This is a genomic window from Nocardia sp. NPDC041819 (assembly GCF_055590505.1).
In genome coordinates, this window is record NZ_JBVJAP010000005.1 from 60,262 (window position 1) to 82,776 (window position 22,515).

Here is a 22,515-nt window from a genome sequence, read left to right on the forward strand (position 1 = left end):
GTGATCATGATAAGCACTGTCCCCGGTCAAATCCGGCAGCCACGCCGGACCATCGGACGTCCGATGAAAGACGGCTGCCGGTCGCGGGTGTTATTCGCCGTGCGAAGCTCGCCACATAGTATGTTCGCGGCTGATCGCTTCCTCGGCGTCGGATACGGCGTCCGCCCAAGCTGCTTCGGTGCTGTTCTGTTCCAGCACTTCGGCGACGATGCTCAGTTCGTTCGAGGCGACGGCATAGGCGGCGGCGCCGGTGCTGTGCTGGCGGGCCGACGACCAAGCGGCCAGACCCGCGACGGCGGCCGCGAAAATGCCTGCGAGGTCGAAAGCGACCGCGTTGAACGCCTTCGCCAGCGCGCCGGCCACACCCGCCACCTCGAAAACGAGTGCCAGCGTGCCGTATACCTGCGATCTGCGCTGGTGGTAGCCGGATTTGGCAGCGTACCACCGTTGTTGTTCCCTGATGCGATCGTCCAGGTAGACGCGGCGCCGTTCGTCGAACGGAGCCGAACGCAGCTGCCGCATGCGGTCGGTGATGGTCGGCGCGGTGGTCGGCCGCAGGGCGAGCGCCGAGATGTCCTGGCGCAGCAGCATGATGCGCTCGATCAGCATCCGATCGGCCTCGGCCGGGGACAGCGTCCCGACGAACGGCGCACCCCGCACCGCGTACTTCCAGGTCAAGGTCTTCACCGACTCGGCGAGCGCGCGACCTTCGTACCAGGACTTACCCGGACGGCCGCGCAGGACACCCACGTCGACGGCGAGGATTCCGACAAAGGCCATGGCGGTCAGGATGGCCGCTACATCCGTGCGCGCGGAGCCGACGCGCACGGTGAACGCCGCGCACGCCGCCGCCAGCACCGCCAGCCAGAGCCGAGCTCCGTAGGCGCGGAGATAGAACTTCTGGCCGTACAGCGACGCCGTGTCCGCGGACTGGAACAGCCCGGGGTAGTCGTCAGCGTGCCGCACGGGCCGCGAGGCGCGTTCGAACCGACATGGCCGAAGCGTAGCAGGCAACCGGTGCCGCTCGAATCCATTTGCGCTGCTCGGGAATTGCGAACTCTTCCAGCTGCGAATCCGTGTCCCGCGACGGAAGCCGCGTCATCCACGGCGAACTTGCAGATTTGCCATCAGATACCGGGTAGTGGCCCGATGACCGTCGGTCACAGCGATGCGAGCGGTTCGCGGGGTCGCGCCGGAATTCGGTGATCCACTGTCCATCCGCGACCAGTGATACAGCACCTGCGCCTCGAGGAATGCCCGATCGCTCTGATCGTCGCAGATGAAGATGACCTTGGCGACGGGAAAGCGGTCGATCACGCGTTGCAATTCGAAGCGTGTTCCCGCGTGGGCGGGCACGTACCCGGCCAGATCCAGCACGACGTAGTCGACCCGGGACAACAGCATGTCCACCGCCGCCTGCCAGAAGCTGACGTGACAGAGGATCGAACGCACAGGGTAGCTGCCCGCGGGATCGCGGACCCGGACCGCCAGATCGGTCACCCCGAGCAAGCGCGTGCGCCCTGGCGGCAACGGTTCGGCCGAGTATTTCGCCAGTTCCTCGCGCAACATGCGCGGTGATGCTACGAACATGGTACGGAAGGCGTTGTTCCTGCGTACTTTCCGAACCTCTTCCGGGCTCACCGACGCGGCGCTGCGCAGGAGATGCACATACCCGAACTCGCGCCACGCGCCACGCAGGAACTCGCGTGCGCGCGCTCGATTGTCGAACAGGCGAAGATAGGCGATCCGGACCGGCTTCGCGCCGATCACGTTGGACTGCGGCGAGACCTGCCGAAGGCTTCCCTGACGCCGCGGCGGGGCGATGAACTTCACGGTGAGCGCCGGGATAATTGCGGCCGGGGACGACGTGGGATCCGGGCCGACCCGGCTGATCCTAGCGCTGTAGGCGGGGTCCTGGGACCACTTCTCGACCGTGCGGCTCGCACTCCACCGCCGCCACCGCAGCACCACCGACACCAGCAGCACCGCAGTCGACAGGAACACGAGGCCGAGGATTGCAGGCTCCAATTCCGGCGCGGGACGCCGCGTCCCGTCGGGATCCTCCACCGTCACCCCGGCCGCCAGTACCCCGACGCCCAGCGCGACCGGTACCGCGATCCAGAGCAGCCGCCGCACCGTTGCCCGGCCGTGGCCGCGGATCCGCTGCACCGTGGCCCGGTGCGTCTCCAGCGGCGGCACCAACATCGCGATCTGATCGGGATCGCGGTCCACGCGCCGCCGGATCGATCTGGCCCGCAACCCTTGCGATGCGTCGGTGACGGTCTCCGCACCGGCGGCGAACGCCCCAACCCCCAGCACCGCCAGCGGAAACAACACCAGCTGCCGCCACGTCGACAACTCGACCTCGGGGACCCAGAGCGCCAGCAACTGCGGCCCACGCACCCAGACCACGATCACGGCCGTTATCGACGCCACGAATCGAAGGGCGTTACCGCCCGCCGAGCGGAACGACGCGGATTCCTCGCCCCGCACGCGAGCGTACAACTCGCTGTCGCCCATTCCGCTGACCACCGCTGGCGCACCGTCCCGCCCCTGTGCCGACGAACATCCACACCGACGTCCGCACCCGCTGTATCGTCGACCGCTTCCGTCGCCGCACCAGTATGGACCAGGAACAGCCCGGGCACATCGTTGTCATCTCACGCGGGGTCGGCCGTTCGGTGGCCGGCCGCGACCCGTCCTATCCGATGCGCACCGGCGCGGACTTCGGGAAGACGACCGGCAAAGCCGTCAGAGCCCGGTGGAACGGGCCCGGCCGCCATTGCAGTTCGTTCTTGGGCCTGGCCAATTGGATTTCGGGCAGGGCGTCGAACAGCTGATCGATGGCGTTCTGCACCGTCATGTACGCGACGGATTTGGCCGGGCAGGCGTGCGGGCCCGCGCTCCATGCCAGATGGGAGCGGTTGCCGATCCGGCTGCCGCCGGGTTCGTCGGTCCCGCGGATCTCCGGGTCGTTGTTGCAACCGGCGAGGCTGATGACGACCGGCTGGTCCGCGGGCAACCAGACACCGTCGACCATGATCGGCTGCCGCGGATACGTCGTGCAGAAGTTCGCCATCGGCGGGTCGTTGAACAAAACCTCGTCGAGAGCGTCGGTGGTGGACAGGTTACGGCCGAGGACGTCGCCGAAGCGGAACCGGTCGTCGGTGATCATCAGCAGCACGGCGTTGGTGATCAGATTGCGCTGCGCTTCGAAACCCGCACCGTAGAAGCTCATGAGCTGGGCGAAGATCTCGATGTCATCGAGGTCGGTGGTGTGATGCGCCAGCCGTGAGGTGACGTCGTCGCCGGGTTCCCGGCGCTTGAGCCGGATGAGCTGCATCAACGCTTCCTTGACCATCTTCATGCCCTCGGGGCCCCGGACGGTGTCGAAGCGGGCGGCCATGCCGGTCGCGACCCGCTCGCCGATCTCGCCCGGGCAACCGACCATCTCGTTGAGGACGTCGAGAACGAGCGGAAACGCGTACTGGGTCACCAGGTCGGCGGACCCGGCTTCGCAGAAGGAATTGATCAGCGGGACAGCGAGCTTCTCGACCGTAGTCGGCACGTCGAACAAATCGATCCCGTCGATGGCGTCGACGGACGCATGCCGATAGCGGTCATGCGCGAGGCCGGTGTTGTACCGCGCGGCCGGATACCACTCCATCATCGGCCGCACGGGCGAGTCCGAGGGGATGGTCTTCTGCCACGTGCGGGGATCGGCGGGGAAATGGTCGGGATCGCTGAGGATGCGCACCGCCGTCTGGTAGCCGATCACCAGGGTGGCAGGCACACCGGGCGCCAACTCGATCGGGACCAGCGAGCCGTGCCTACGGCGCATCTCCCGGTACGCGAGATGCGGGTCCGCGACGAACTCCTTGGTGTACAGCTCGACGCGCGGCGCGTCCGTCTCCGTCGGGGATCCGTGCTGGACGGGGCACGCTCCGGTTCCAGTGGTGTGCGGCGCGGCCATCGGGGACTGTGGTGTGGTCAAGAACGTGACTCCAGGTTATGGAACAGCAATTCGACGATCGTGGTCAGTGAGCGGTACGCGTGCCTGCCGAGACCTGTAATCCAGAGCTCGGCGACCCGCCTACGCTAGCAACATAGCAACGCTCCGGTCGCGGCGCCGACGAAGGCGGCTCCGGCGAACACGCGAGAGCGGGTTCGCGACAACGCAATTCGACGCATCCGACGGCGATACCTCGGCGGAGGCGCTGGTCGGCACACCAGCGCACGGTGGTCGCGGGCCTGCCCGAGTTCGTCCTCGGCGCGCGGAGGACGCGGCACGCCGCCCGCGGTCACCGGCCGCCGGCTACCGCCGGGCGGATTACGGTTCGCGTTGGTCACCGACGCCGGTCAACGAGACCGTGGTAGCGACCGCCTGCCTCGCGTCGTCGACGGTGCATCGGCCGAGGCCGCAGGCGGTGGCGACACCGTAGGCCGCGCGTCCGGCCGCCTCTTCGAAGAGAGCGAGCGCGCGGGCGCTGTCCTCGCGGGAGTCCGGGGAGACGACACCGGCGATCACTCTCCACTCGGCGTCGAGCTTGCGCAGCGGTGCGTAGAACCGCGGATCCAGCGGTGCCGGTTCGGCCCCGTAGGCGCACGGTATGTGCACCGGGGGTAGTGGCGTCCCCTGTTTGTTCAGCAACCGTGCGGTACGACGCAGCAAATTCACCGCCGGGGAGAGACTGCGCGGAGTCAGCAGGCTCTTGTGCTGATAGTCGCCATAGCACAGGTGCACGGTCGCTTCCGCCCCGACCGCGTGCATCCGCCCGAGAAAACCGGCGAGCTGCCGCGCGACGAGCGGCGCCAGCGCCCATCGCGAACGTAGTTGCTCGGCTTTGACCATGCTCAGCAGCGCGATGGGCGACTCCACCTGAAAGACGACGCGGTCGCCGTACCGCTCGACGACCTGGGTCATCTCCTGCAATACGGCTTCGGTGAACACCGGTAGCTGCCGCAGCGCACCGACCACGAACCGGGAACCACGCACCGCGGGCCCGACCGGGAGCCCAGCGGAGACCGCGGCGCCCGCGAAGACGAACATCGCGAGGTCCAGCGGGTTCGGTTGACTTATCTGCACTTTCGTCCCGGCCAGCTCGGGCCGGTCGCTGCGCAACTTCTCGAACGCGTCCACGACCTGGCCGATGCGCTCGACTCGGTCCATCGAGACGTGCCGCGGCTCCAGCGTGCACCCGGGCCGCACACCGTAGCTGGGGAAATCGCTGTAGTCGGTGTACTCGCCCGCCCGGACGATCTCGAAGACGTCGGCGTGCTGCTTGCGCGTACGAAGGTAGTCGAAGATCCAGTCCGGATCGAGGTCGCAAGGCACCGCCGTGACCGGCCGTCCCTCGCTGTGGTCGGCAAACCATTGCATGACGGCACGATCACCCGTCATCAGTTCGGCAGGAAGGGTGCCGACATAATGCGCGAATCTGGTCATCTGTGGCTCTTCTGTTGTCCGGACGCGGGTTTCGCGACCCAGGGCAGTCCTGTTACGCCGATCGGTAGCTGCGCAAAGCGTACACGGCCCCGCTGCGATCACGCATCCCTCATGTTCCCACGCTATGGAGAAGCCAGGGACCTCTCCAGCCATCCGCACTGCCATGACCTATCTCCGAAATTTCGCCACACGCAGCCGGATTCGCGGTCTACCATCAATGTCGTCCAGAATGATCTGCTGGGTAGAAGATTTCCACGGCGCCCGGTTCGCACGGGCACCGTGTCGCGTAACGATTTGCTGTGCACCACTGATCCGATCCGAACGAACGCAGACCCTCGACAGCTCCATCGTCGACGGTCTCGGAATCCATCTCGGGGGTGAGGGCCACGCACGACCATCGAAGTGCTCGGGTCGAGACAGTTCCGGCTCGTCCGCTGACCGATACCTGATGTGCGTCTCGACGAGTTCGCGAGATCACAGGTCCGATCCGCAGGACTGAGGACGATCAGCTCCGAGACGATCCCGCTCGGGTGAGATGCGGACCGACGCAGAACAACTGAGGATCGGTGCACCCTCCGAGCCCGGATCCGGCTTGCCCGGCGGTGCTCGATACGCCCATGCACCAACCCCCGTAGTACGACAGACCTGCAAAACGTCGCCGACGCGGCGGTCGCGAGAACCTTTCAGACAGAACGGAGTCCCCGCATGGCCTTCGAATTTCTCGTGCCTGCTCTCACCGCGCTCGTCGCGGTGGTCGTCTTCGTGGCCGGCGATCGCCTACATCCGAAGACCTGGCGGCAGACCGACGACGACACGGTCGGCGCGTTGGTGCTCAACCTGATCAACACGATCTTCATGGCGGTGGTGGCGTTCATCGTGGTGATCGCCTGGCAGCAGTACGACAACGCGCGCAACCACACCATCGCCGAAGCCAAGGCGCTCATCGATACGTACTGGGCCGCGCACGGAATGCCCGAGCCCGACCACACGCGAATCCAAGGCCTGGTGCGCGATTACACCGAGCAAGTCCTCACCGAGGAATGGACCGTCATGGCCGACGACGGTCATCTCAGTCAATCCACCCAGAACACCCTCGACGCCCTGCGCGACGCGGTGGCCGCGGTGGACACCGCCGACGCCGAGGTCGACACGCTTCGTACCAGCGCCCTGACCAGCCTCGACGCCGTGGCCCAAGCGCGCGCCGACCGTGCGCTGGACGCCGGCTACCGGGTTCCCGGCTTCCTCTATCTGGCCATGTGGATCTGCACGGTCCTCCTGCTGTTCAGCGTGGTCCTCTCCGGGGTGCAGATCACCAAGCGCAGTGTCGTGACCACCGCGCTGCTCGGCGCCATCGTCGGTGTGGTGATCCGGGCGATCTACAACCTCGACGAGCCGTTCTCCGGTGGGAACGTGGTCCCGAAGGAAGCCTTCGAACTCGCTCTGTCCCGGTATCAGCACACCACGTGACCTTCCGGCCCGGTTTCGACTACGACGAGGCGACTGCACATGCGACGCAACCGTGACGCAACTCGAACACATCGGTTGGCACGAGGATTGGCCACCGCGATGCTGCCGCTGACCCTTGCGGCACTCGCGGCTCGACCGCTGGAAGCATCAGCCGATCCGCTGCCCTGGCTGCCCCTCGGCGACCTGGCGACGGGGAGTTCGGGCGCAGCCCCCGGCTCCGACCCCGTGGGCACCTTCCCGGGCAATGGTTCCAGCCTCGACGCAGGCACCCCGTCGTCCGGCAGTGCCTCGGGCCTCGATGCCGAGGGCGCAACCAGCGGTGGGGCTTTGGCTCTAGGTCCGGTTCGGTTACCTTCCGGCAGCGCCGGTCGTCCGGCAAGCGGCAGCGCCGAGACCGGTGGCGCTCGTGGCGGGCTTCTCGCCACCGGCCGTGAGCAACTCGACGACGGCGCATCCCGCGCGGCGGACACGACGGCCCACCCGGACATCACGGCGAGTAGTCCGGCCGAGTCGCTGCAACTCGACACGGGCAGCGTCCAGTCGGCATGCACCGGCAGCGCCGCGACGGGCAGCGCGTTGCTCGTGCTCGGGCTCGCGACCGGCAGCGGCTTCGGCTCCCTCGGATCCAGCCTCATCGGCCCGGGATCGAGCCTCGTCGGGACGGGGTCGAGCGGATCGGCCCTCGGCAGCGCAGGCATCGGCAGCGCCTTCTCCGGCAGCGCATTGCTGACCTGCTTGTTGCTGCTTCCCACCCCGCCGCCGGTGCCTATGAGCCCACTCGAACTCGGCCCGCCCGCCCCCGAATTCCGTATCGTTCCGTCACCGGCCGCCATCGCGACACAGACACCGCTCCAAGCCGAACGCCCCCTCGCCGCGCTGCCCTCGTCCCCACCCAGCCGTCCACGGGGAAAGGACGTGCAAGCCGCCGAACCGCCCCGAGACCCTGCCGTATGGAACCTCATGAGGCTCATGACGGTCTTGGTGGTCACGGTCATCACCGTCGTCGGTATCCGTATATCACCCGGCCCCAAACGAACCCGCTGACCGAGCGAGAGGTACGGCCGCACTCGCCCGGTTCACGCCCTTGCGCACCTACCTCAGCGCGGCGCCATCCGGATGGCGCCGTCGAGGCGGATGGTCTCGCCGTTGAGCATCGGGTTCTCCACGATGTGCCGCGCGAGCGCGGCGTATTCGGCCGGGTCGCCCAGTCGCGAGGGGTGCGGGACCTGCGCGCCCAGGGAGGCGATGGCCTCGTCGGGCAGCGTGGCGAACAGCGGAGTGTGGAACAGGCCGGGCGCGATGGTCACCACCCGGATCTTGATCGCCGCGAGGTCACGCGCCACCGGCAGGGTCAGGCCTACGATCCCGCCCTTGGATGCCGAGTACGCCGCCTGCCCGATCTGGCCGTCGAACGCCGCCACCGACGCGGTGTTGATGATGACGCCCCGCTCCTCCCCCACCGGATCGGTCCCGGCGATCCGTTCGGCGGCAAGCCGGATCACGTTGAAGGTGCCCACCAGGTTGACGTTGATCACCTTGGTGAAGTCCGCCAACGGGAATGCCCCGTTCTTGCCCACGGTCTTGATGGCATTGCCGATGCCCGCGCAGTTCACCGCGATGCGCAGGTCGCCCAGCTCTTGCGCGGCGTCGAGGGCGGCGGTGACCTGCTCTTCGTTCGTGACGTCGGCCGCGGCGAAGACCACGCCGTCGCCGAGTTCCTTGGCGACGGCCTCGCCGGAGGACGACGGCAGGTCGACGATCACGACCTTCGCGCCCTTGCCGTGCAGCTCCCGCACGGTCGCCAAGCCGAGTCCCGACGCACCACCGGTCACCGCCGCGACCGCGTTACTGATCTCCATCCCACTCCTCTTCTCCGGGTTGCCGAACAACGGCGCGAAACGCCGGCCGACTGGTTTCCGCTGCCGCCCCGGGACGGGGAGCCAGGTGTCGTGACCAATCGGCACACGGCGACAGGCTAACCGTCCACGGCGCACTAAGTAAACAGCCATTCTCATTCGAGTCGACACTATCGCCGCCCCGGGCGGTGCGAACCCCCGGCAGGAGCAGGGATGTCGGCGAGATGGCAAGCTGACCGGTATGGCCGATATTCGCCTGGACGTCTCCGACGCCATCGCCACCATCACCCTCGACCGCCCGCGGCAGCTCAACGCGTTCACCACCGCCATGGGGACCGAGTTGATCGAGGCCTTCGACACCTGCGACCGCGACGATCGAATTCGAGCGGTGATCATCACGGGCGCCGGACGCGCCTTCTGCGCGGGCGCGGATCTGTCGGCGGGTGCGGAGACCTTCGTCGCGGGCGATGCGGACGCCGCGGAATCCTTCCGGGACACCGGCGGTGAAGTCGTCCTGCGCATATTCGAATCCCGCAACCCCGTCATCGCCGCCGTCAACGGACCCGCCGTCGGCGTCGGCATCACCATGACGCTCGCGGCGGACTTCCGGCTGGCCGCCGACAACGCCCGCATCGGGTTCGTCTTCAATCGCCGCGGCATCGTTCCCGAGTCCTGTTCCAGTTGGTTCCTGCCCCGCCTGGTGCCGATGCAGACCGCGCTGGACTGGGTGTACTCGGGCCGTCTCGTCGAAGCGGACGAAGCGCTCGACGCGGGATTGTTCTCCGCGCTGCATCCCGCGGACACACTGCTCGACGAGGCTCGCGCGCTCGCCCGCCGGGTTACCGAGCATTCCGCGCCCGTGTCGGTGGCGCTGTCGCGGCAGATGCTGTGGCGCAACCTCGGAGCCGAGCACCCGATGATCGCCCACCGCATCGAATCTCGCGGCATCTACCACCGGGGCGCCGCCGCCGACGCCAGGGAAGGCGTGACGGCCTTCCTGGAGAAGCGGCCCGCCCGATTCCCCGACAGCGTCGAGCGCGACCTCCCGGACATCTTCGGCGACGATCTGGCGGTCCCGCCGTTCCGGCCTCGAGATCCTCGGCGGTAGAAGGCGATCCGAGGCGCAATCCGGTCCACCACGGATACCGAATCGACAGGTTCCTCAGTCGCCCACTGCGCCGTGCTCGATCCACGCCACGGCGCGCAGCGGGAACGAGCCCGTCCCGCGCACCGGCGCGGGCAGCGCGACCAGCCTGGCGCCGGTGTCGGGGACCGCGTTCAGATTCGTCATCTGCTCGATGATCGGAATGCCCGCACCGAGCAGCGTGTGGTGGCACGGCCGCGTAGGCAAGGACGTGTCGTCGACGTCGAACGAGTCGATTCCCACCAGCGCCGCATTGGCGGCGACCAGCGCCTCGGCGACCTCCCCGACCAGGAAAGGATGGCCGGGCTCTCGATACGCGGACGATCCCCATTTCGCCGACCAACCGGTGTGCACGAGCACCGCTTTGCCCCACAAGCGCGCGGGATCGCCCAGCACGTCCGGCCCGACCGCGCGGCGGCCCGACGCGCGGATCATCACGATCGGCACATTGAACAACCGCTCCAACGGCAGCTCGGCGATGTCGGCCCCGCCGGCGTGAAAATGGAAAGGCGCGTCGATGTAGGTGCCCGTGGTGCCGACCATGTCCACGCGTGCGATGTGGTAGCTCATGTCGATCAGCGGCGATCGGTCACGTGCCACAGCCGTCGTGACACGCGGTGCGGGCAGGCTCGGATCGATGAGCATGCCGTCCGAGACAGGATGGGACAGCTCCACGATCGCTCGGCTCATACCAGGGACGGTACCGCGCAGGGCACCGAGTCGCCCGGAGCACGACGACACGGAAGGGACCCCCGGCGCGTTCGGACTCGCCGGTCGAAATCGTCTGATGCGCACGGAACCGAAGAAGCGCAGAATGGAAACCGGAAGGTCATCATGCGACTGCTACAGGGTCTACTCGGTCCGATACTGGGGATCCTCACCGCCGTGCTCGGCACGGTACTGGGGCTGGTCGCCGCTGTGCTGTGGCTCGTCGGCGCGGTGCTGTGCGTGACGATCCTCTTGCTTCCACTGGGCATTCCGGTCATCAAACTCGCCCGCCGTCTGTTCACGCTCTCCCGGCAACTGATGCGCTTCCCTTGAAGGCTGCCGCCGCGGCCGGCCGATGAGATCGCGCCCTCGTCGATGACGACGCTGAACATCTACTTCGCATCCCGGATCAAGCGGGCGTCGCGCCGGTCACGGCCGAGTTCCAAGACATAGTGAACGCTGAGGCAGCCGTATTCGCCAGGAATGCCATCCAGCAGTTCGCCGACGGCGTAGCTCGGATGATCGACGGCCGGATCGTCGCGACGGACGAGAATGGCACCACGGTGGTGAGGATCGACGTGCTGGACAGCACCGAATACGAGATCGTCATCGATCCGACCGGAGTGCGGTGTCTGCGTTCGTTTCTGCTCTTCGTTTCTTGCGCGGGTGCCGCGTCAGGCATGGACCGCGGCGGCGGTTCTTACCCTCGCCGAAATACTGGACGAACGACCGGTCTCGACGAATCGCCGCATACGCCTCACCTTTGGGGGCATGCGCCAATAGCCCAGACCCCGCGGTTGTGAGAACTCCAGAGCAGACAAGGAACAAGTCGATAGCTACCACGGCCACCTATCGTCAGCGTTGATCGGCCATTCGTGCTGGTCCAGCTGGTCGAGGGAAGCCCGCGCGACGATCTGGACCACGCCGAGGCCGAGAGGACATCGAGGCTCACCGCCGGGGCGACTCATGCAGCGGGCTGCGTTTGCGCGGGGCGCGAGCGTCGATTCGCGCGACAACAGGAGAGTTCAGGATGCGTCGAACCGCGGCGGTAGTGATGACGGCTGCGGTGGTGGCCGCGCTCGGGCCCAGTGTGCAGGCGGATCCGGGAAACCCCGAGTTCTACTCCGCGCCAGTGTTATTGCCCGCCGAGCCCGGGTCCCTCATCCGCAGCGAGCCTTCGGCGTTGGCGTTGACGATTCCCAGCACCGACGCGCCGTTTCCCGGGACAGCGACCCGGCTGATGTATCGCAGCACCGATTCCCACGGCAACGCCGACGCCGTCACCGGCACCTATATCGATCCCTCCGCTCCGTGGCCGGGGCCAGGACCCAGACCGCTGGTCGCCTTCGCCGTCGGCACACACGGCCAGGGCCCCCAGTGCGCCCCGTCGAGACTGTTCGACACACCCCTGAGCTATCGCCCACCGCTGGGGATGATGTTCGAATACGAGACCACCGCGATCTACACCCTGTTGGCCAGTGGATACGCGGTGGTGATCACCGACTACGAAGGACTCGGCGGACCCGGAGTACACACCTACGTCAACCGAATCTCCGAAGCCCACGCTGTTCTCGATTCGGTCCGTGCCGCGCGAGCGCTACCCAACACCTCGATCTCCCCGGACGGACCGGTGGGGCTGTGGGGGTACTCCCAAGGCGGTGGCGCTTCAGCAGCCGCAGCCGAGCTCGCCCCTACCTACGCCCCCGAGATCGACGTGGCGGGCGCCTACGTCGGGGCGCCCCCGGCAGATCTGTTCGCCACTGTGCGCCAGATCGACGGCGGCAGCTTCACCGGCGCCGTCGCCTGGACGATCAACGGACTGCGCTACTCCGACCCAGACCTCGGTGACCTGATCGATTCCCAGGTCAACGAGGCCGGCCGCGACGCACTGCGGCAAGCAGCACAGCAGTGCACCTTCGAGATGATGGCGACGCTGGGATTCCACCGAACAAGCGAATGGACCATATCCGGCCGCCCGCTGGCCGAGATACTCACCGAGCTTCCCCAAGCCCAGCACGTCCTTGCCCGCAACCAGATCGGCACGATCGCTCCGACCACCCCGACATTGGTCTACACCAACACCACCGACGACATCGTCCCCCACGACCAGGTCGTGCAACTCACCCGCGACTGGTGCGCGCGCGGAGCCGATGTCGAACTCCAGATCGTCGACTTGCCCGTGATCGCGCCCGGCTTCGGGGCAGGCCACGTCATCCCCGACGTCGAGGGGTCCTTCGTCGCTGCGAAATGGATGGCCGCCCGTTTCGCCGGCGAGCCGACACGCTCCACCTGTTGACGACACCGATGGCTACCCCAACGATGTGCTGTCGCTGAGATCGGCCCTATCCGGCCCGCCGATGCCCGCGAGACCACTGCGCGGCGATCGGCCTGGCCGGTCTCCCGAGCCTTGTGTCGATCGCTTGCCGTGATCGCGGGGGTGGCCGCCCTGTTGTCCTCGCAGCAGGTCGCTCCGTCAAATGCGGATCCGGCCGCTGACTTCTACCTGCCGCCCAGCGCCCATCGGGCCGTGCCGGGCGACCTCATCCGCTCCGAGCCGCTGACGGTGGGGTGGGCGGGGCAGCCGTTGCCCCTGGACGCACATCGAATCCTGTACTGGAGCACCGCACCGCGCACCCGCGATATCGTCGCGGTCAGCGGCACGTTCTTCCAAAGTCATGTCCCCTGGCCCGGTGGTGAGGATCGCCCGATCGTAGCGATCGGACCGGGCACTGTGGGGCAGGGTGATCAGTGTGCGCCCTCGAAATTCCTGCAGAACCTCCTCGATCCAGGTGCACCAGGGCTGGTAGTCGCCCAGTACGAGATGAAACTGACGTCGGAGTTGCTCGCGCGCGGAATCAACATCGTGATGACCGACTACCAGGGATTGGGCACACCAGGAGCCCATCCCTATGTCAATCGATACGCGCAAGGAGCCGCGGTGTTGGATGCGGTGCAGGCCGTGATGCGTGGCCTCGACACCGGCACCACCGGTGCCAGCGCGGTCGGGTTCTGGGGCTATTCCCAGGGTGGCGGCGCTGCGGCAGCGGCGGCGGAAATGGCTTCGGCCTACGCCCCCAACCTGCGGATTACAGGCACCTATGCCGGGGCCGTGCCCGCTGACCTCGCCGACACCCTCGGGCGCATCGACGGGTCGATCCTCAGCGGCGCAGTGGGCTACGCGATCAACGGTTTCCGTGACGTCTACCCGGAAATGGGCCCTATCGTCGATCGCTATCTCAACGACGAAGGTAAGAAGATGCTCGCCGACGTCGCCGAGCAGTGCCTGTTCCAGACCGCGGCCCAATACGGCTTGCATTCCTCGTCGGAATACTCGACCACCGGTGAGTCTGTGCTCGATATCATCCGGAGAACACCCGACGTCGATTACGTTTTGGCGGAGAACAAGCTCGGATTCACCCGCCCTGCGGGTTCCTTCTGGCTCGACAGCGCCACTTCCGACGACATCGTGCCCTATCCGCAAGCTGAACAATTAGCCCGTGACTGGTGCCGAATCGGCGGCAACATACGATTCATGCCCCAGCTCATCCCTGACATCGCACCTCGCTCCGGCGTGGGCCACCTCAGTCCCCAGCACTTCGAATTCGCCCAGGCGCAACAATGGCTGACCGACAGGCTCGCGGGCTTGCCTGACACGGGAAACTGCGCTTGATGTCGAGCCCTGTTACATCAGAGTGACGTGTGCGAGTTCATGGCCGCTCGACGCGGCTTGGACAGCGGTGGTCGCGCACGCCCGCGCGACTATGCTCGCCGCACATGAACCGTGCGCAGCCCGATCCCAACCAGGCTGGGTCAACCCGCCGCTCCGATTTGGCGGCCGCGGCGCTGACGGTTCTGGGCGATCACGGTCCGCGCGGGTTCAGCCACCGCGCCGTGGATGCTGCCGCGGGGCTGCCGCCGGGCTCGGTCAACTATTACGCTCCCACGCGCGCTCGGCTTTTTCGACTCGCGCTCGAGGCACTGTTCGCCCAGGACTTCGCTGTCGCTGCGCAGTGGTTCACCCCCGCAGAGGCACAGCCGACCCTCACCGTGGAAGAGGGCATCGACCGCATGCTCGGGTTCCTCGCCGCGATGACGACACCTGCGGCCAGAGGCCGCGTCGTCGCGCGCCATCACTTACTGGGCGAGGCCCAACACGACCCAGAACTGCGAGCGGTCTTCGATACTCACCGAGGACAGTTCACCGAGCTGGCGAACCGGTACATGTCCTCCACCTCGGGCATCGAGGCGACCGCAGGAGCAGTCGAAGCGATCGTGGCTCTGCTCGATGGCTTTATTGCCCGCCAAGTGTTGGTGGTCAGCACCAGACTGGCCGAGACCGTACTTCGCGCCGCGCTCGAAGCGGTCGTCTACGATCTCGGGGCCAGCGTCGATACCACATCTGGAACCGATTGACCGCCGCCGCCGGGGCTGGTTCTGGCCCCAAGGCGCAGATGAAACAGATCCCCCCTGGTCGAAGCGGACCATCGTTCGTCGCGCTCAACACCTTCACCTACTGCACGGGCACGGTGCTGCGCCCGGAGGAGAAGGAAGCCGCGTATCAACTGCTGCGCGAGGGGTTTTCTGGGCTGGAGCTGGCCGCGCGGTCGGGAAAGCTCCCCTAGGATCCGGCATCGGGCCGAGGTCGTGCATCCCGGCGTCCGGCGCATGGTCGGCTTCGAGCTGAAGCAGCGGCATCACCTCGAGTTCGCCGTCTACGGTGGGGGCTGCAAGCGGCGTGGCGCCTGCCGGCTGTTGCTGCTCCCGCTGCCCCCGGCGGCACGGTGGATCGCGATCCCTCGTCCTCGACCGGACCACGGACATCGAGCTGGTAGCGCCTGCTGCCGAACCTTTTGTTTCCCAGGGCGTTTCAGCGCGTTTCCGGCGCGGCGGTGTCGGCGGTTCACCGGCGGTGAAGGGCGTGGCAGCAGGTAGCGTGTGCCGGTATGGCGACCCCCCTGGCGTATACGGCCACCTACTCCCATTCGGCCGACGCGCTTCGTGCGGCGCTGGCCGACGAGCAGTACTGGAAAGACCGCATCGAGGAGGTCGGCGGGGCCGACGCACAGCTCGTCGAGTTCGACGCCGCCGAGGACCGCCTGCACGTGCGGATGGTGCAGACCGTTCCGGCGGCGGAGCTGCCCAGCGCCATCACCGCGGTGCGGCCCGAGGGCCTGGTCATCACCCGCTGCGAGACCTACACGCGCGAGGGCGGCAGTTTCGAGGCCCGCGTCGAAGGTGTGCCCGCCCAGGTGAGCGGCACCGTCCGGCTCACCGAGAGCGACACAGCGGCCGAGGCGGTGGTGGCCGGTGCCGCCGAAGTCGGTATCCCGTTGTTCGGCAAGAAGATCGAGGCAGCCATCGTGACCCGGCTACTCGACATGCTGGCCACGGAGGCGGAGTTCACCGACACCTGGATCACCGACCACTGACCGTGGCTATCGGCGGCGGCGTTCGTGGCTCGGTCCAGGCCATGGCGTTTTGTGGCCGTTCCCAGCGAGGCCGCGGGCGCAGTGGCCATCACCCCCAACAAGCGCGACGCCGCCTTGCCCGCCGAGGCATCCGCGGCCTACCGTGGGCCTGTTTCGTCCAGCCTCCCCAGGAAGGCCGTGTGTGAATTCCCTTGCCCCGCCGTCCTACCCCCGTGGCGCGGCGCGGACCGCGCGGCTGGTGGCGGCGCTGAGCATCGTCGTCCTCGGGTTCGCGACCGGTGCGGCCGGGCCGGTGAGCGCCCAACCGGAACTCCCGTCACCGATCGGCATGCCCCCCGATCGACCGCATATCGCCGGTGCGACATCGGGCCCGGGACGGTTGGTGGAGCTGACGGTCCACTCCGCCGCGATGGCGAACGAGGTGACCGTCCGTGTCCTGCCTGCCGCCGACGGATCGGTTCCCGCGCCCACCCTGTACCTGCTGAACGGGATCGACGGCGGTGCTGACGGGAACTGGCTCAGCCGCACGGATGTGGTGGAATTCTTCCAGGACAAGCAAGTCAACGTGGTGATCCCGTTCGGCGGCGCGAGTTCCTATTTCACGGACTGGCGTGCGGATGATCCGATGCTGGGGCGGCAGCGGTGGGCCACGTTCCTGACTCGGGAACTGCCGCCGATCGTGGACGCGGAGTTCGGGGGCAACGGGGCGAACGCGATCGCGGGCATCTCGATGGCGGGCACGTCGGTGTTCCAGCTGGCCTTGGCCGCACCGGGGTTGTATCGAGCCATCGGCTCGTATTCCGGGTGTGTGCGCACCAGCGATCCGCAGGGTCAAGTGATCGTGAGCGCGGTGGTGGGTGGGCGCCGCGGCAACGTGGTGAACATGTGGGGTCCGCCGACGGATCCCGCCTGGGCGGCCAACGACCCGTATCTGCACGCGGACGAGCTGCGCGGTACCGCGATCTATGTCGCGAGCGGGACCGGCGCGCCCGGTCCGTACGACACCCTCGACAGTGCCGGGATCGAGCACAGCCCCGGCAAGCTGATCGACCAGCTCCTCATCGGCGGCGCCCTGGAGACATTCGCCGAACGCTGCACCCGTCAGCTGCGCGAAAGGCTGGATCAACTGGCCATTCCCGCCACCTTCGAGCTGCGCGGCAACGGCACCCATTCCTGGTCGTACTGGCAGGAAGACCTGCACAGCTCGTGGCCCGGGTTCGCCGCCGCACTCGGCACGGCCTGAAGCGACCGGCGCTCGGATCAAGCGGGCGCGGCCACCTCCCCGGTGTCGTGCTCGGCGCCGGAGCGGATCGGCGCGGGCCGATGCCCCAGGGCCGGGGCGATCAGCTCCACGGTGTCGTGCAAGATCTGTTCGTAGTCGGCACGGCGGAACTCGTAGGGCAGCTCCAGCCGCAGCTCCGACGTCTGCGCGAGCACCGGATCGGCCCGCAGCCGGTCGATGATCTCCTCGGCTGGGCCGACCAGGTCCGGGGCGAACAGGACACGCCGCTCCCCTTGCGGCGCCAGGGTGCGCTCGTACCTGCTCGCCGCGTACTGCCGATACCGCTCGCGAGTCGCGCGGTCGGCGCTGTCGAACGGGACGATCACCCGCCCTACCGCGACCCGGCCGGGCCGGGCGGGATCCACCAGTCGGCGGTACTCGCCGAGCAAGCTCGATTGGGTGGTGCCGAAATCGTCGCTGCGGTCGCCGAAGACGATGTTCCCCGTCAGCAGATTCAGCCCGCTCTCCCCCGCCCAGCGGACCGAACGGATGCTCGCCCCGCCGTACCAGAGCCGATCGATCAAGCCGGGATTGTGCGGCTGCAGCCGGGGACGCTGGGTGTTGCCCGGCGAGTGGATCACCGTGCCCGCGGCACCGAGAAAGTCACCGCGCAGGTTCTCGATCAGCCTGGTGATCCGTCCATAGGACAGATCGTAGGAGCGCCAGTCTCCGTCGAAGACCAGGTCGCCGATCAGGTCGGCATGCGGCGGCGTGCCCGCGCTGAAGCCGGCTTGCAACCGGCCCCGCGACAGCACATCGGCCAGTGACAGATCCTCGGCCAGCCGGAACGGGCTCTCGTAACCGATGGGAATCACGGCCGTGCCCAATTGGATTCGGCTGGTGCGCTGACCGGCGGCGGCCAGGAACACCGCGGCCGACCCGACGCCGTGCTCGAGATGACGCTGCCGGATCCACGCACCGTCGAAGCCGAGACTCTCGCCGTACTCGAACAGCCGCAGCGTGTCCTCGAGCCCCGCGTAGGGATCGTCGTCGGGGTAGTTGCCCGGTGTCAGGAACGACAACGTCCTGATCCCAGGTGTTGCGTCGCTCATCGGGTTCCGCCGCGCTCGTAGGGGAGCTTCGCACCGGCTTCGATCGCGACCGGCAGGCGGTTCTCCGCCGGTGGCAACGGGCAGGTCGCCAGGTCGGTGTAGGCGCACGGCAGGTTCGCGGATCGGTTGAAGTCCAGCTGCACCGATCCGTCGTCGCCGGGCGGGGACAGGTGCAGGACGCGATTGGCGGCGTAAGTGGTGACCCCCGAGGTCTCGTCGGTGAACAGTACGGTCAGACTGCCGGGATCCTTGCCGGGGAAGGCGGTCAGGCGCAGCGCCCGGCCGTCCAGCTCGAACTCCACCTGCCCCGGCGCGTCATAAACGTGTTCGAGTCCTTCGACAGCGGCGCCGACCGTGGTCGGCCGCGGCTCGGGGAAGGCGACATAGCGGCCGGCGACCACCCACTTCGGGTGCGGCGCGTAGGTGGGCGTGCCGTGAAATGCCGTGCGCAGCGGGTTGTCCGGATGCCGCGGGCGAACGATGTCGTACCCGCCGCGCTTGGCGACCTCGATCACCGCCTCACCCCACACGGCGTTCACGCCACCGCGTTCGGGAATGGCGCCGAAGACATGCCGACCGCGCACCGATACCCCGTCGACCACCAGCTCGTCACCGTCGTCGAGAACCACTGTGACGCCATCGGCGCCGGTGGACCAAGCGCCCGGCGCGTCGGGGAATCGTTGTGGCTCTTCGGTGAGCCAGTGCAGCGCGGTGATGGCCAGGAATCCGTGCGGGTCGGCAAGTCGCGATTCCTGCGTGCGGTGCCAGTCCTGCCAGTCGGCGACGAAGGCGTCGGTCGGAGTTGTGGCGGTGGCCTGCGCTGTCATGTGGTGCTCCTGGTCTGAGGCTCTGCCTGTTCCCGGGTCGGCGCTGTCGAAGACCGGCGCCTCGGTCGCGCCGCTCTCGGCAGTCCGGGGCCGACACGTCTCCGGTCGAGGCGTCGGCGGCTCCTATCGGGCAGCGAAGCACGCCGGTGATACCTGATTCAATCGCGTGCTCGCGCCCGCGCACAGGATTGCGATCAGCGCGAACACAACCGCTGCGCACCGGCCCGGTGCGCAGCCCGGACCGGTGCTCACCGCCACGGATACTCCGCGCCACGGCATTCTCACGCAACGCTGGGATCGGCTGGTCGGTTCGGGCCGGGCATGAGGGATCTCGTCGATCCGCACCGAGAGTCTCACGGCAGCAACGGTTCAGCACCACCGTGGGACCTGGCGGCAGAACCAGCCGCCTGGACGCCGCGATCATCTGGTCGTGTGCGCACCGCCGTTGACATGCAGCGTCTGGCCCGTGATGTGCCGGGCCTGCGGCGACGCCAGGAATTCGATCAACCCGGCGACATCGTCCGGATCGCCCGCGCGTTTGTCGTGCGTGGAGTCGATCAACCACGCGCGTCGTTGCTCGCTCAGCTGCCCCTGGAAGAAATCGGTGTTCTCGATATACCCCGGGGCGACCGTATTCACCGTGACGCCTCGCGGCGCCAGCTGCGCCGACAATCCCGCCGACCATGCCGCCAACGCCGCCTTCGCGGCGCCGTAGGAGCCCGCAGCGTATTCCGCGCCGATCGAGCCGACGTTGATCACCGCCCCGCCGGGCCGCAACCGTTCTCGCAGCGCCGAAGTGGTCAGCACCGCGCTCAGCAGATTCGCCGACAGGTTCGCCTGCCACTGTGCGGCCAGCTCCTCCAACGACACTTCTTCGGCGCCCCCGCCGGCGAGATCGGTGTTCCCGCCCGCCATGTTCACCAGCACATCGACTTCGGGCCCGACCGACTCGGCGAACCGCTGCACCGCCGATGGCACCGCGGCATCGCACACGATCCCCCGCACCCCGAGCTCACGTGCCGTCTGCTGGAGCCGCTCCTGCGAGCGCCCGGTGATCACCACCTCCGCACCGCCTTCGGCGAATCGCTGCGCCACCCGGCGCCCGATTCCCCCGCTCGCACCGGTGATGACGACCGTTCCGCGCATTCTCTTCTCCTCTCGGTATATTTAGCGCTAAATGTACCGAAGGGAGACACTTCCGGCAATGACGCACGAACTGCGGGACGAGATTCCGTCCCCCACTCAGATAGCCGCGGCATGGCGCCGGGAGCTGCCCGGCGCGCGGACCGAGTCGATCGAGATACTCACCCCGCTGTGGCGAGTCGCCAAGCTGCTCACCGACGAACGGCAGCGCACCCTCCAGCGTTTGGGCATCGATGAATCCACTCTCGACCTGCTCAGCACCCTGCGCCGGTCCGGCCCGCCCTACCAGCTGACCACCCGCCAGATCGCCGCCCGCAGCCTCGTCACAGCAGGCGCCATCTCCCAGCGCCTGACGCGCGCGGAAACGGCCGGATTGATCACCCGGGCACCCACCTCGGCCACCCGGCGCGGTGTCCTGGTCACCCTCACCCCGGAAGGCCACCGCCTCACCGAGCGAGTCGTGCCCGCCCTGCTGGACCACGAGACCACGCTCACCGACCGGCTACCCGCCGATCAACGCGCCGTACTCACCACGGCCCTGCACACGCTCGCGGACGCGGTCCGATCCATCGGAGGGGGGATGCCATCGCGCTGAGTCCCGGCGGGCCATCGGCCCGCCGGGACTCGGCATGATCCGGCTCCCGCGCTATCCCGCGACCCGGCCTCCCAAGGAGCCCCCGCTCGGTACGGAGCCGGCCAGGGCGTCCTCGACGCAGGCGTAGATGGGCTGGAGAGCGTCGAGGTCGAGGAGGGCCACGATGCGGGTCACCACCAATGGACTGCCGACCACGCACAGCCGAACATCCCGGAGCCTGCATGCCTCGGCCTCCTCGGCCAAGGCCAGCATGGAACGGCAGGCCATGAAGCCGAGGCCGCCGGTGTCGATCACGATGGGGCCCGGCGCCGCGGTGGCTGTGACAACCTCCCGCAGCAGTTTGCGCCACGTCGGCAGAGTGTAGGCGTCGACCTCGCCGTGAACATGGACGATGGCCGCGTTGCCCCGACGTTCGACGGTCGCGTTCAGTCCGGGGAGGGTGCCTTCCGGCTCATCGGCCGGTGGTTGGGTGGGGTTGCTGAGACCGTGCAGTGCTGTGCTCATATGGGCACACTCGATTCGTTTCGCGCCTAGGGCGCTCGACAGTCGGGCCCATCCTGCATTCCTCAAGACAGACCTGTCTCTCTTTACTAACAGAGACAGGCCTGTCTGTACAGCGCTATGGTGACAGGGAGATGGAAACGCCGAACCTTCCACGCACCGCATCCGCCGCACCCGCGCGCGAGCGAATCCTCAGCACCGCCTACGCGTTGTTCACGCGCCGCGGCATCCGAGCGGTGGGCACCGACGAAGTGATCGCGCTGTCCGGTGTGGCCAAGGCAACGCTGTACAGGCATTTTCCGTCCAAGGACGATCTCGTGCTCGCCGTGCTGCAGCGTCGCGAGCAGCTGTGGACGCTCGGCCTGGTCGAAACCCAGTCGCGGGCGCGTGGCAACACACCCGAAGAACAGTTGCTGGCGATTTTCGACGTCTTCCACGACTGGTTCCAGAAACGGGAGGATTTCGACGGCTGCTCGTTCATCAACGTGCTGCTCGAACTCGGCGCCGCGCATCCGGCCGGGCAGGCCAGCATCGGATACCTGGACAATATCCGGGCCATCGTGCGCGGCCGGGCCGAGGCGGCGGGACTGTGCGACCCGGACGATTTCGCCCGGTCCTGGCACATCCTGATGAAGGGCTCGATCATCTCCGCCGCCGAGGGAGATCTGCTGGCCGCCCACCGCGCCAAGCTCATGGCGCGAATGCTCATCGAACAGCACCGCCCCGTCGAGCCATAGCGACGCGGGCGCATCGGCCGACCGCCGCACAACCACCGGCAGCGCGGGATGCTCCCCCACCTCGTCACGGGTTCGAGATCGCCGGTCCTCCGACCGGGTCCTGCTCCAGCTGAGCCGCTGATGCAATGTGCCGCTGATCCTTTCGGCGCGCCGAGGCCTGCGTCGACAGCGCCCGAGGCACGCGAGCGCCACCGCCGTTGTGAGTAGAGCCCATGCCGCAACCCGCTCCGCGATGGGCGTACTCGCGCATGCGGTAGCTCGCGATCAACTGCTCTAGCGTCCTTATTGACGGAACGCCAGACGGTGGCGGGCACCATATTGACAATCC

The 22,515-nt window shown here is 67.7% G+C and carries 23 protein-coding genes; 13 read left to right on the forward strand and 10 right to left on the reverse strand.

The annotated features are described in order from the left end of the window. Positions 1 to 90 precede the first annotated feature (90 nt). The 4 genes from ACZ6DL_RS17210 to ACZ6DL_RS17225 form a co-directional block, all read right to left on the reverse strand. Positions 91 to 966 carry a DUF4231 domain-containing protein gene (locus ACZ6DL_RS17210; protein WP_062970277.1) on the reverse strand — a complete coding sequence of 292 codons (876 nt, stop codon included), beginning with the start codon at positions 964 to 966 and terminating at the stop codon, positions 91 to 93. Between the two features lie 132 nt (positions 967 to 1,098). Further along, positions 1,099 to 2,532 (reverse strand): hypothetical protein, encoded by a 1,434-nt coding sequence (locus ACZ6DL_RS17215; protein ID WP_466052112.1) that lies wholly within the window; start codon positions 2,530 to 2,532, stop codon positions 1,099 to 1,101. Positions 2,533 to 2,701: 169 nt separating this feature from the next. Then, the gene (locus ACZ6DL_RS17220; protein WP_466052682.1) at positions 2,702 to 3,973 is read right to left on the reverse strand and encodes a cytochrome P450 family protein; all 1,272 of its coding nucleotides are present in this window, start codon (positions 3,971 to 3,973) and stop codon (positions 2,702 to 2,704) included. Between the two features lie 357 nt (positions 3,974 to 4,330). Beyond that, positions 4,331 to 5,446, reverse strand: a complete 1,116-nt coding sequence (locus tag ACZ6DL_RS17225; protein WP_466052114.1) for a hypothetical protein — start codon at positions 5,444 to 5,446, stop codon at positions 4,331 to 4,333. Positions 5,447 to 6,151: 705 nt separating this feature from the next. On the opposite strand from ACZ6DL_RS17225, the gene ACZ6DL_RS17230 reads away from it, so the two are divergent. Further along, positions 6,152 to 6,913, forward strand: coding sequence for a bestrophin-like domain (locus tag ACZ6DL_RS17230; RefSeq protein ID WP_391469869.1), 762 nt, complete (start codon positions 6,152 to 6,154; stop codon positions 6,911 to 6,913). A gap of 99 nt (positions 6,914 to 7,012) precedes the next feature. Continuing rightward, positions 7,013 to 7,957: a hypothetical protein gene (locus ACZ6DL_RS17235; protein ID WP_466052116.1), complete on the forward strand. Its 945-nt coding sequence runs from the start codon at positions 7,013 to 7,015 to the stop codon at positions 7,955 to 7,957. A gap of 53 nt (positions 7,958 to 8,010) precedes the next feature. Here ACZ6DL_RS17235 and ACZ6DL_RS17240 read toward each other — a convergent pair whose 3' ends face one another. Beyond that, positions 8,011 to 8,772 carry a 3-hydroxyacyl-CoA dehydrogenase gene (locus ACZ6DL_RS17240; protein ID WP_391469871.1) on the reverse strand — a complete coding sequence of 254 codons (762 nt, stop codon included), beginning with the start codon at positions 8,770 to 8,772 and terminating at the stop codon, positions 8,011 to 8,013. A gap of 238 nt (positions 8,773 to 9,010) precedes the next feature. Here ACZ6DL_RS17240 and ACZ6DL_RS17245 point away from each other — a divergent pair, with 238 nt between their 5' ends. Beyond that, complete coding sequence (locus ACZ6DL_RS17245; RefSeq protein WP_466052118.1) at positions 9,011 to 9,877, forward strand: crotonase/enoyl-CoA hydratase family protein; 867 nt, start codon at positions 9,011 to 9,013, stop codon at positions 9,875 to 9,877. Between the two features lie 54 nt (positions 9,878 to 9,931). Here ACZ6DL_RS17245 and ACZ6DL_RS17250 read toward each other — a convergent pair whose 3' ends face one another. Beyond that, a complete protein-coding gene (locus ACZ6DL_RS17250; RefSeq protein ID WP_466052120.1) occupies positions 9,932 to 10,603 on the reverse strand; it encodes a cyclase family protein in 672 nt (223 codons plus the stop codon). Between the two features lie 144 nt (positions 10,604 to 10,747). Between ACZ6DL_RS17250 and ACZ6DL_RS17255 the strand changes: the two genes are divergently transcribed. The 8 genes from ACZ6DL_RS17255 to ACZ6DL_RS17290 all read left to right on the forward strand — a co-directional run bounded on the left by ACZ6DL_RS17255 (position 10,748) and on the right by ACZ6DL_RS17290 (position 17,293). Then, on the forward strand, positions 10,748 to 10,954 hold the full coding sequence (locus ACZ6DL_RS17255; protein WP_466052122.1) for a hypothetical protein: 207 nt from the start codon (positions 10,748 to 10,750) through the stop codon (positions 10,952 to 10,954). 119 nt (positions 10,955 to 11,073) lie between these two features. Continuing rightward, positions 11,074 to 11,424, forward strand: coding sequence for a hypothetical protein (locus tag ACZ6DL_RS17260; RefSeq protein WP_466052124.1), 351 nt, complete (start codon positions 11,074 to 11,076; stop codon positions 11,422 to 11,424). Positions 11,425 to 11,651: 227 nt separating this feature from the next. After that, positions 11,652 to 12,917 (forward strand): lipase family protein, encoded by a 1,266-nt coding sequence (locus tag ACZ6DL_RS17265; protein WP_466052126.1) that lies wholly within the window; start codon positions 11,652 to 11,654, stop codon positions 12,915 to 12,917. 141 nt (positions 12,918 to 13,058) lie between these two features. After that, entirely contained in the window at positions 13,059 to 14,291 is a 1,233-nt protein-coding gene (locus ACZ6DL_RS17270; protein WP_466052128.1) for a lipase family protein, read from the forward strand. A 104-nt stretch (positions 14,292 to 14,395) separates the two neighbouring features. After that, the gene (locus ACZ6DL_RS17275) at positions 14,396 to 15,034 is read left to right on the forward strand and encodes a TetR/AcrR family transcriptional regulator (RefSeq protein WP_466052130.1); all 639 of its coding nucleotides are present in this window, start codon (positions 14,396 to 14,398) and stop codon (positions 15,032 to 15,034) included. A gap of 38 nt (positions 15,035 to 15,072) precedes the next feature. Further along, positions 15,073 to 15,243: a hypothetical protein gene (locus ACZ6DL_RS17280; protein ID WP_466052132.1), complete on the forward strand. Its 171-nt coding sequence runs from the start codon at positions 15,073 to 15,075 to the stop codon at positions 15,241 to 15,243. A 321-nt stretch (positions 15,244 to 15,564) separates the two neighbouring features. Further along, complete coding sequence (locus ACZ6DL_RS17285; RefSeq protein WP_466052134.1) at positions 15,565 to 16,050, forward strand: DUF2505 domain-containing protein; 486 nt, start codon at positions 15,565 to 15,567, stop codon at positions 16,048 to 16,050. Between the two features lie 181 nt (positions 16,051 to 16,231). Further along, positions 16,232 to 17,293 carry an alpha/beta hydrolase gene (locus ACZ6DL_RS17290; protein ID WP_466052136.1) on the forward strand — a complete coding sequence of 354 codons (1,062 nt, stop codon included), beginning with the start codon at positions 16,232 to 16,234 and terminating at the stop codon, positions 17,291 to 17,293. A gap of 17 nt (positions 17,294 to 17,310) precedes the next feature. Here the strand turns inward: ACZ6DL_RS17290 and ACZ6DL_RS17295 are convergent, their stop codons facing one another. The 3 genes from ACZ6DL_RS17295 to ACZ6DL_RS17305 all read right to left on the reverse strand — a co-directional run bounded on the left by ACZ6DL_RS17295 (position 17,311) and on the right by ACZ6DL_RS17305 (position 20,357). Further along, positions 17,311 to 18,384, reverse strand: a complete 1,074-nt coding sequence (locus ACZ6DL_RS17295; protein ID WP_466052138.1) for an LLM class flavin-dependent oxidoreductase — start codon at positions 18,382 to 18,384, stop codon at positions 17,311 to 17,313. Next, a complete protein-coding gene (locus ACZ6DL_RS17300; protein WP_466052139.1) occupies positions 18,381 to 19,211 on the reverse strand; it encodes a DUF1684 domain-containing protein in 831 nt (276 codons plus the stop codon). Before ACZ6DL_RS17300 ends, ACZ6DL_RS17295 begins: the two co-directional genes overlap by 4 nt. A 420-nt stretch (positions 19,212 to 19,631) precedes the next feature. After that, a complete protein-coding gene (locus tag ACZ6DL_RS17305) occupies positions 19,632 to 20,357 on the reverse strand; it encodes an SDR family NAD(P)-dependent oxidoreductase (RefSeq protein WP_466052141.1) in 726 nt (241 codons plus the stop codon). 58 nt (positions 20,358 to 20,415) lie between these two features. Between ACZ6DL_RS17305 and ACZ6DL_RS17310 the strand changes: the two genes are divergently transcribed. Then, the gene (locus ACZ6DL_RS17310; protein WP_466052143.1) at positions 20,416 to 20,949 is read left to right on the forward strand and encodes a MarR family winged helix-turn-helix transcriptional regulator; all 534 of its coding nucleotides are present in this window, start codon (positions 20,416 to 20,418) and stop codon (positions 20,947 to 20,949) included. Between the two features lie 51 nt (positions 20,950 to 21,000). Here the strand turns inward: ACZ6DL_RS17310 and ACZ6DL_RS17315 are convergent, their stop codons facing one another. After that, positions 21,001 to 21,453, reverse strand: coding sequence for an anti-sigma factor antagonist (locus ACZ6DL_RS17315; protein ID WP_393237029.1), 453 nt, complete (start codon positions 21,451 to 21,453; stop codon positions 21,001 to 21,003). Between the two features lie 131 nt (positions 21,454 to 21,584). On the opposite strand from ACZ6DL_RS17315, the gene ACZ6DL_RS17320 reads away from it, so the two are divergent. Beyond that, positions 21,585 to 22,187 (forward strand): TetR/AcrR family transcriptional regulator, encoded by a 603-nt coding sequence (locus ACZ6DL_RS17320; RefSeq protein WP_466052145.1) that lies wholly within the window; start codon positions 21,585 to 21,587, stop codon positions 22,185 to 22,187. Positions 22,188 to 22,515 lie beyond the last annotated feature (328 nt).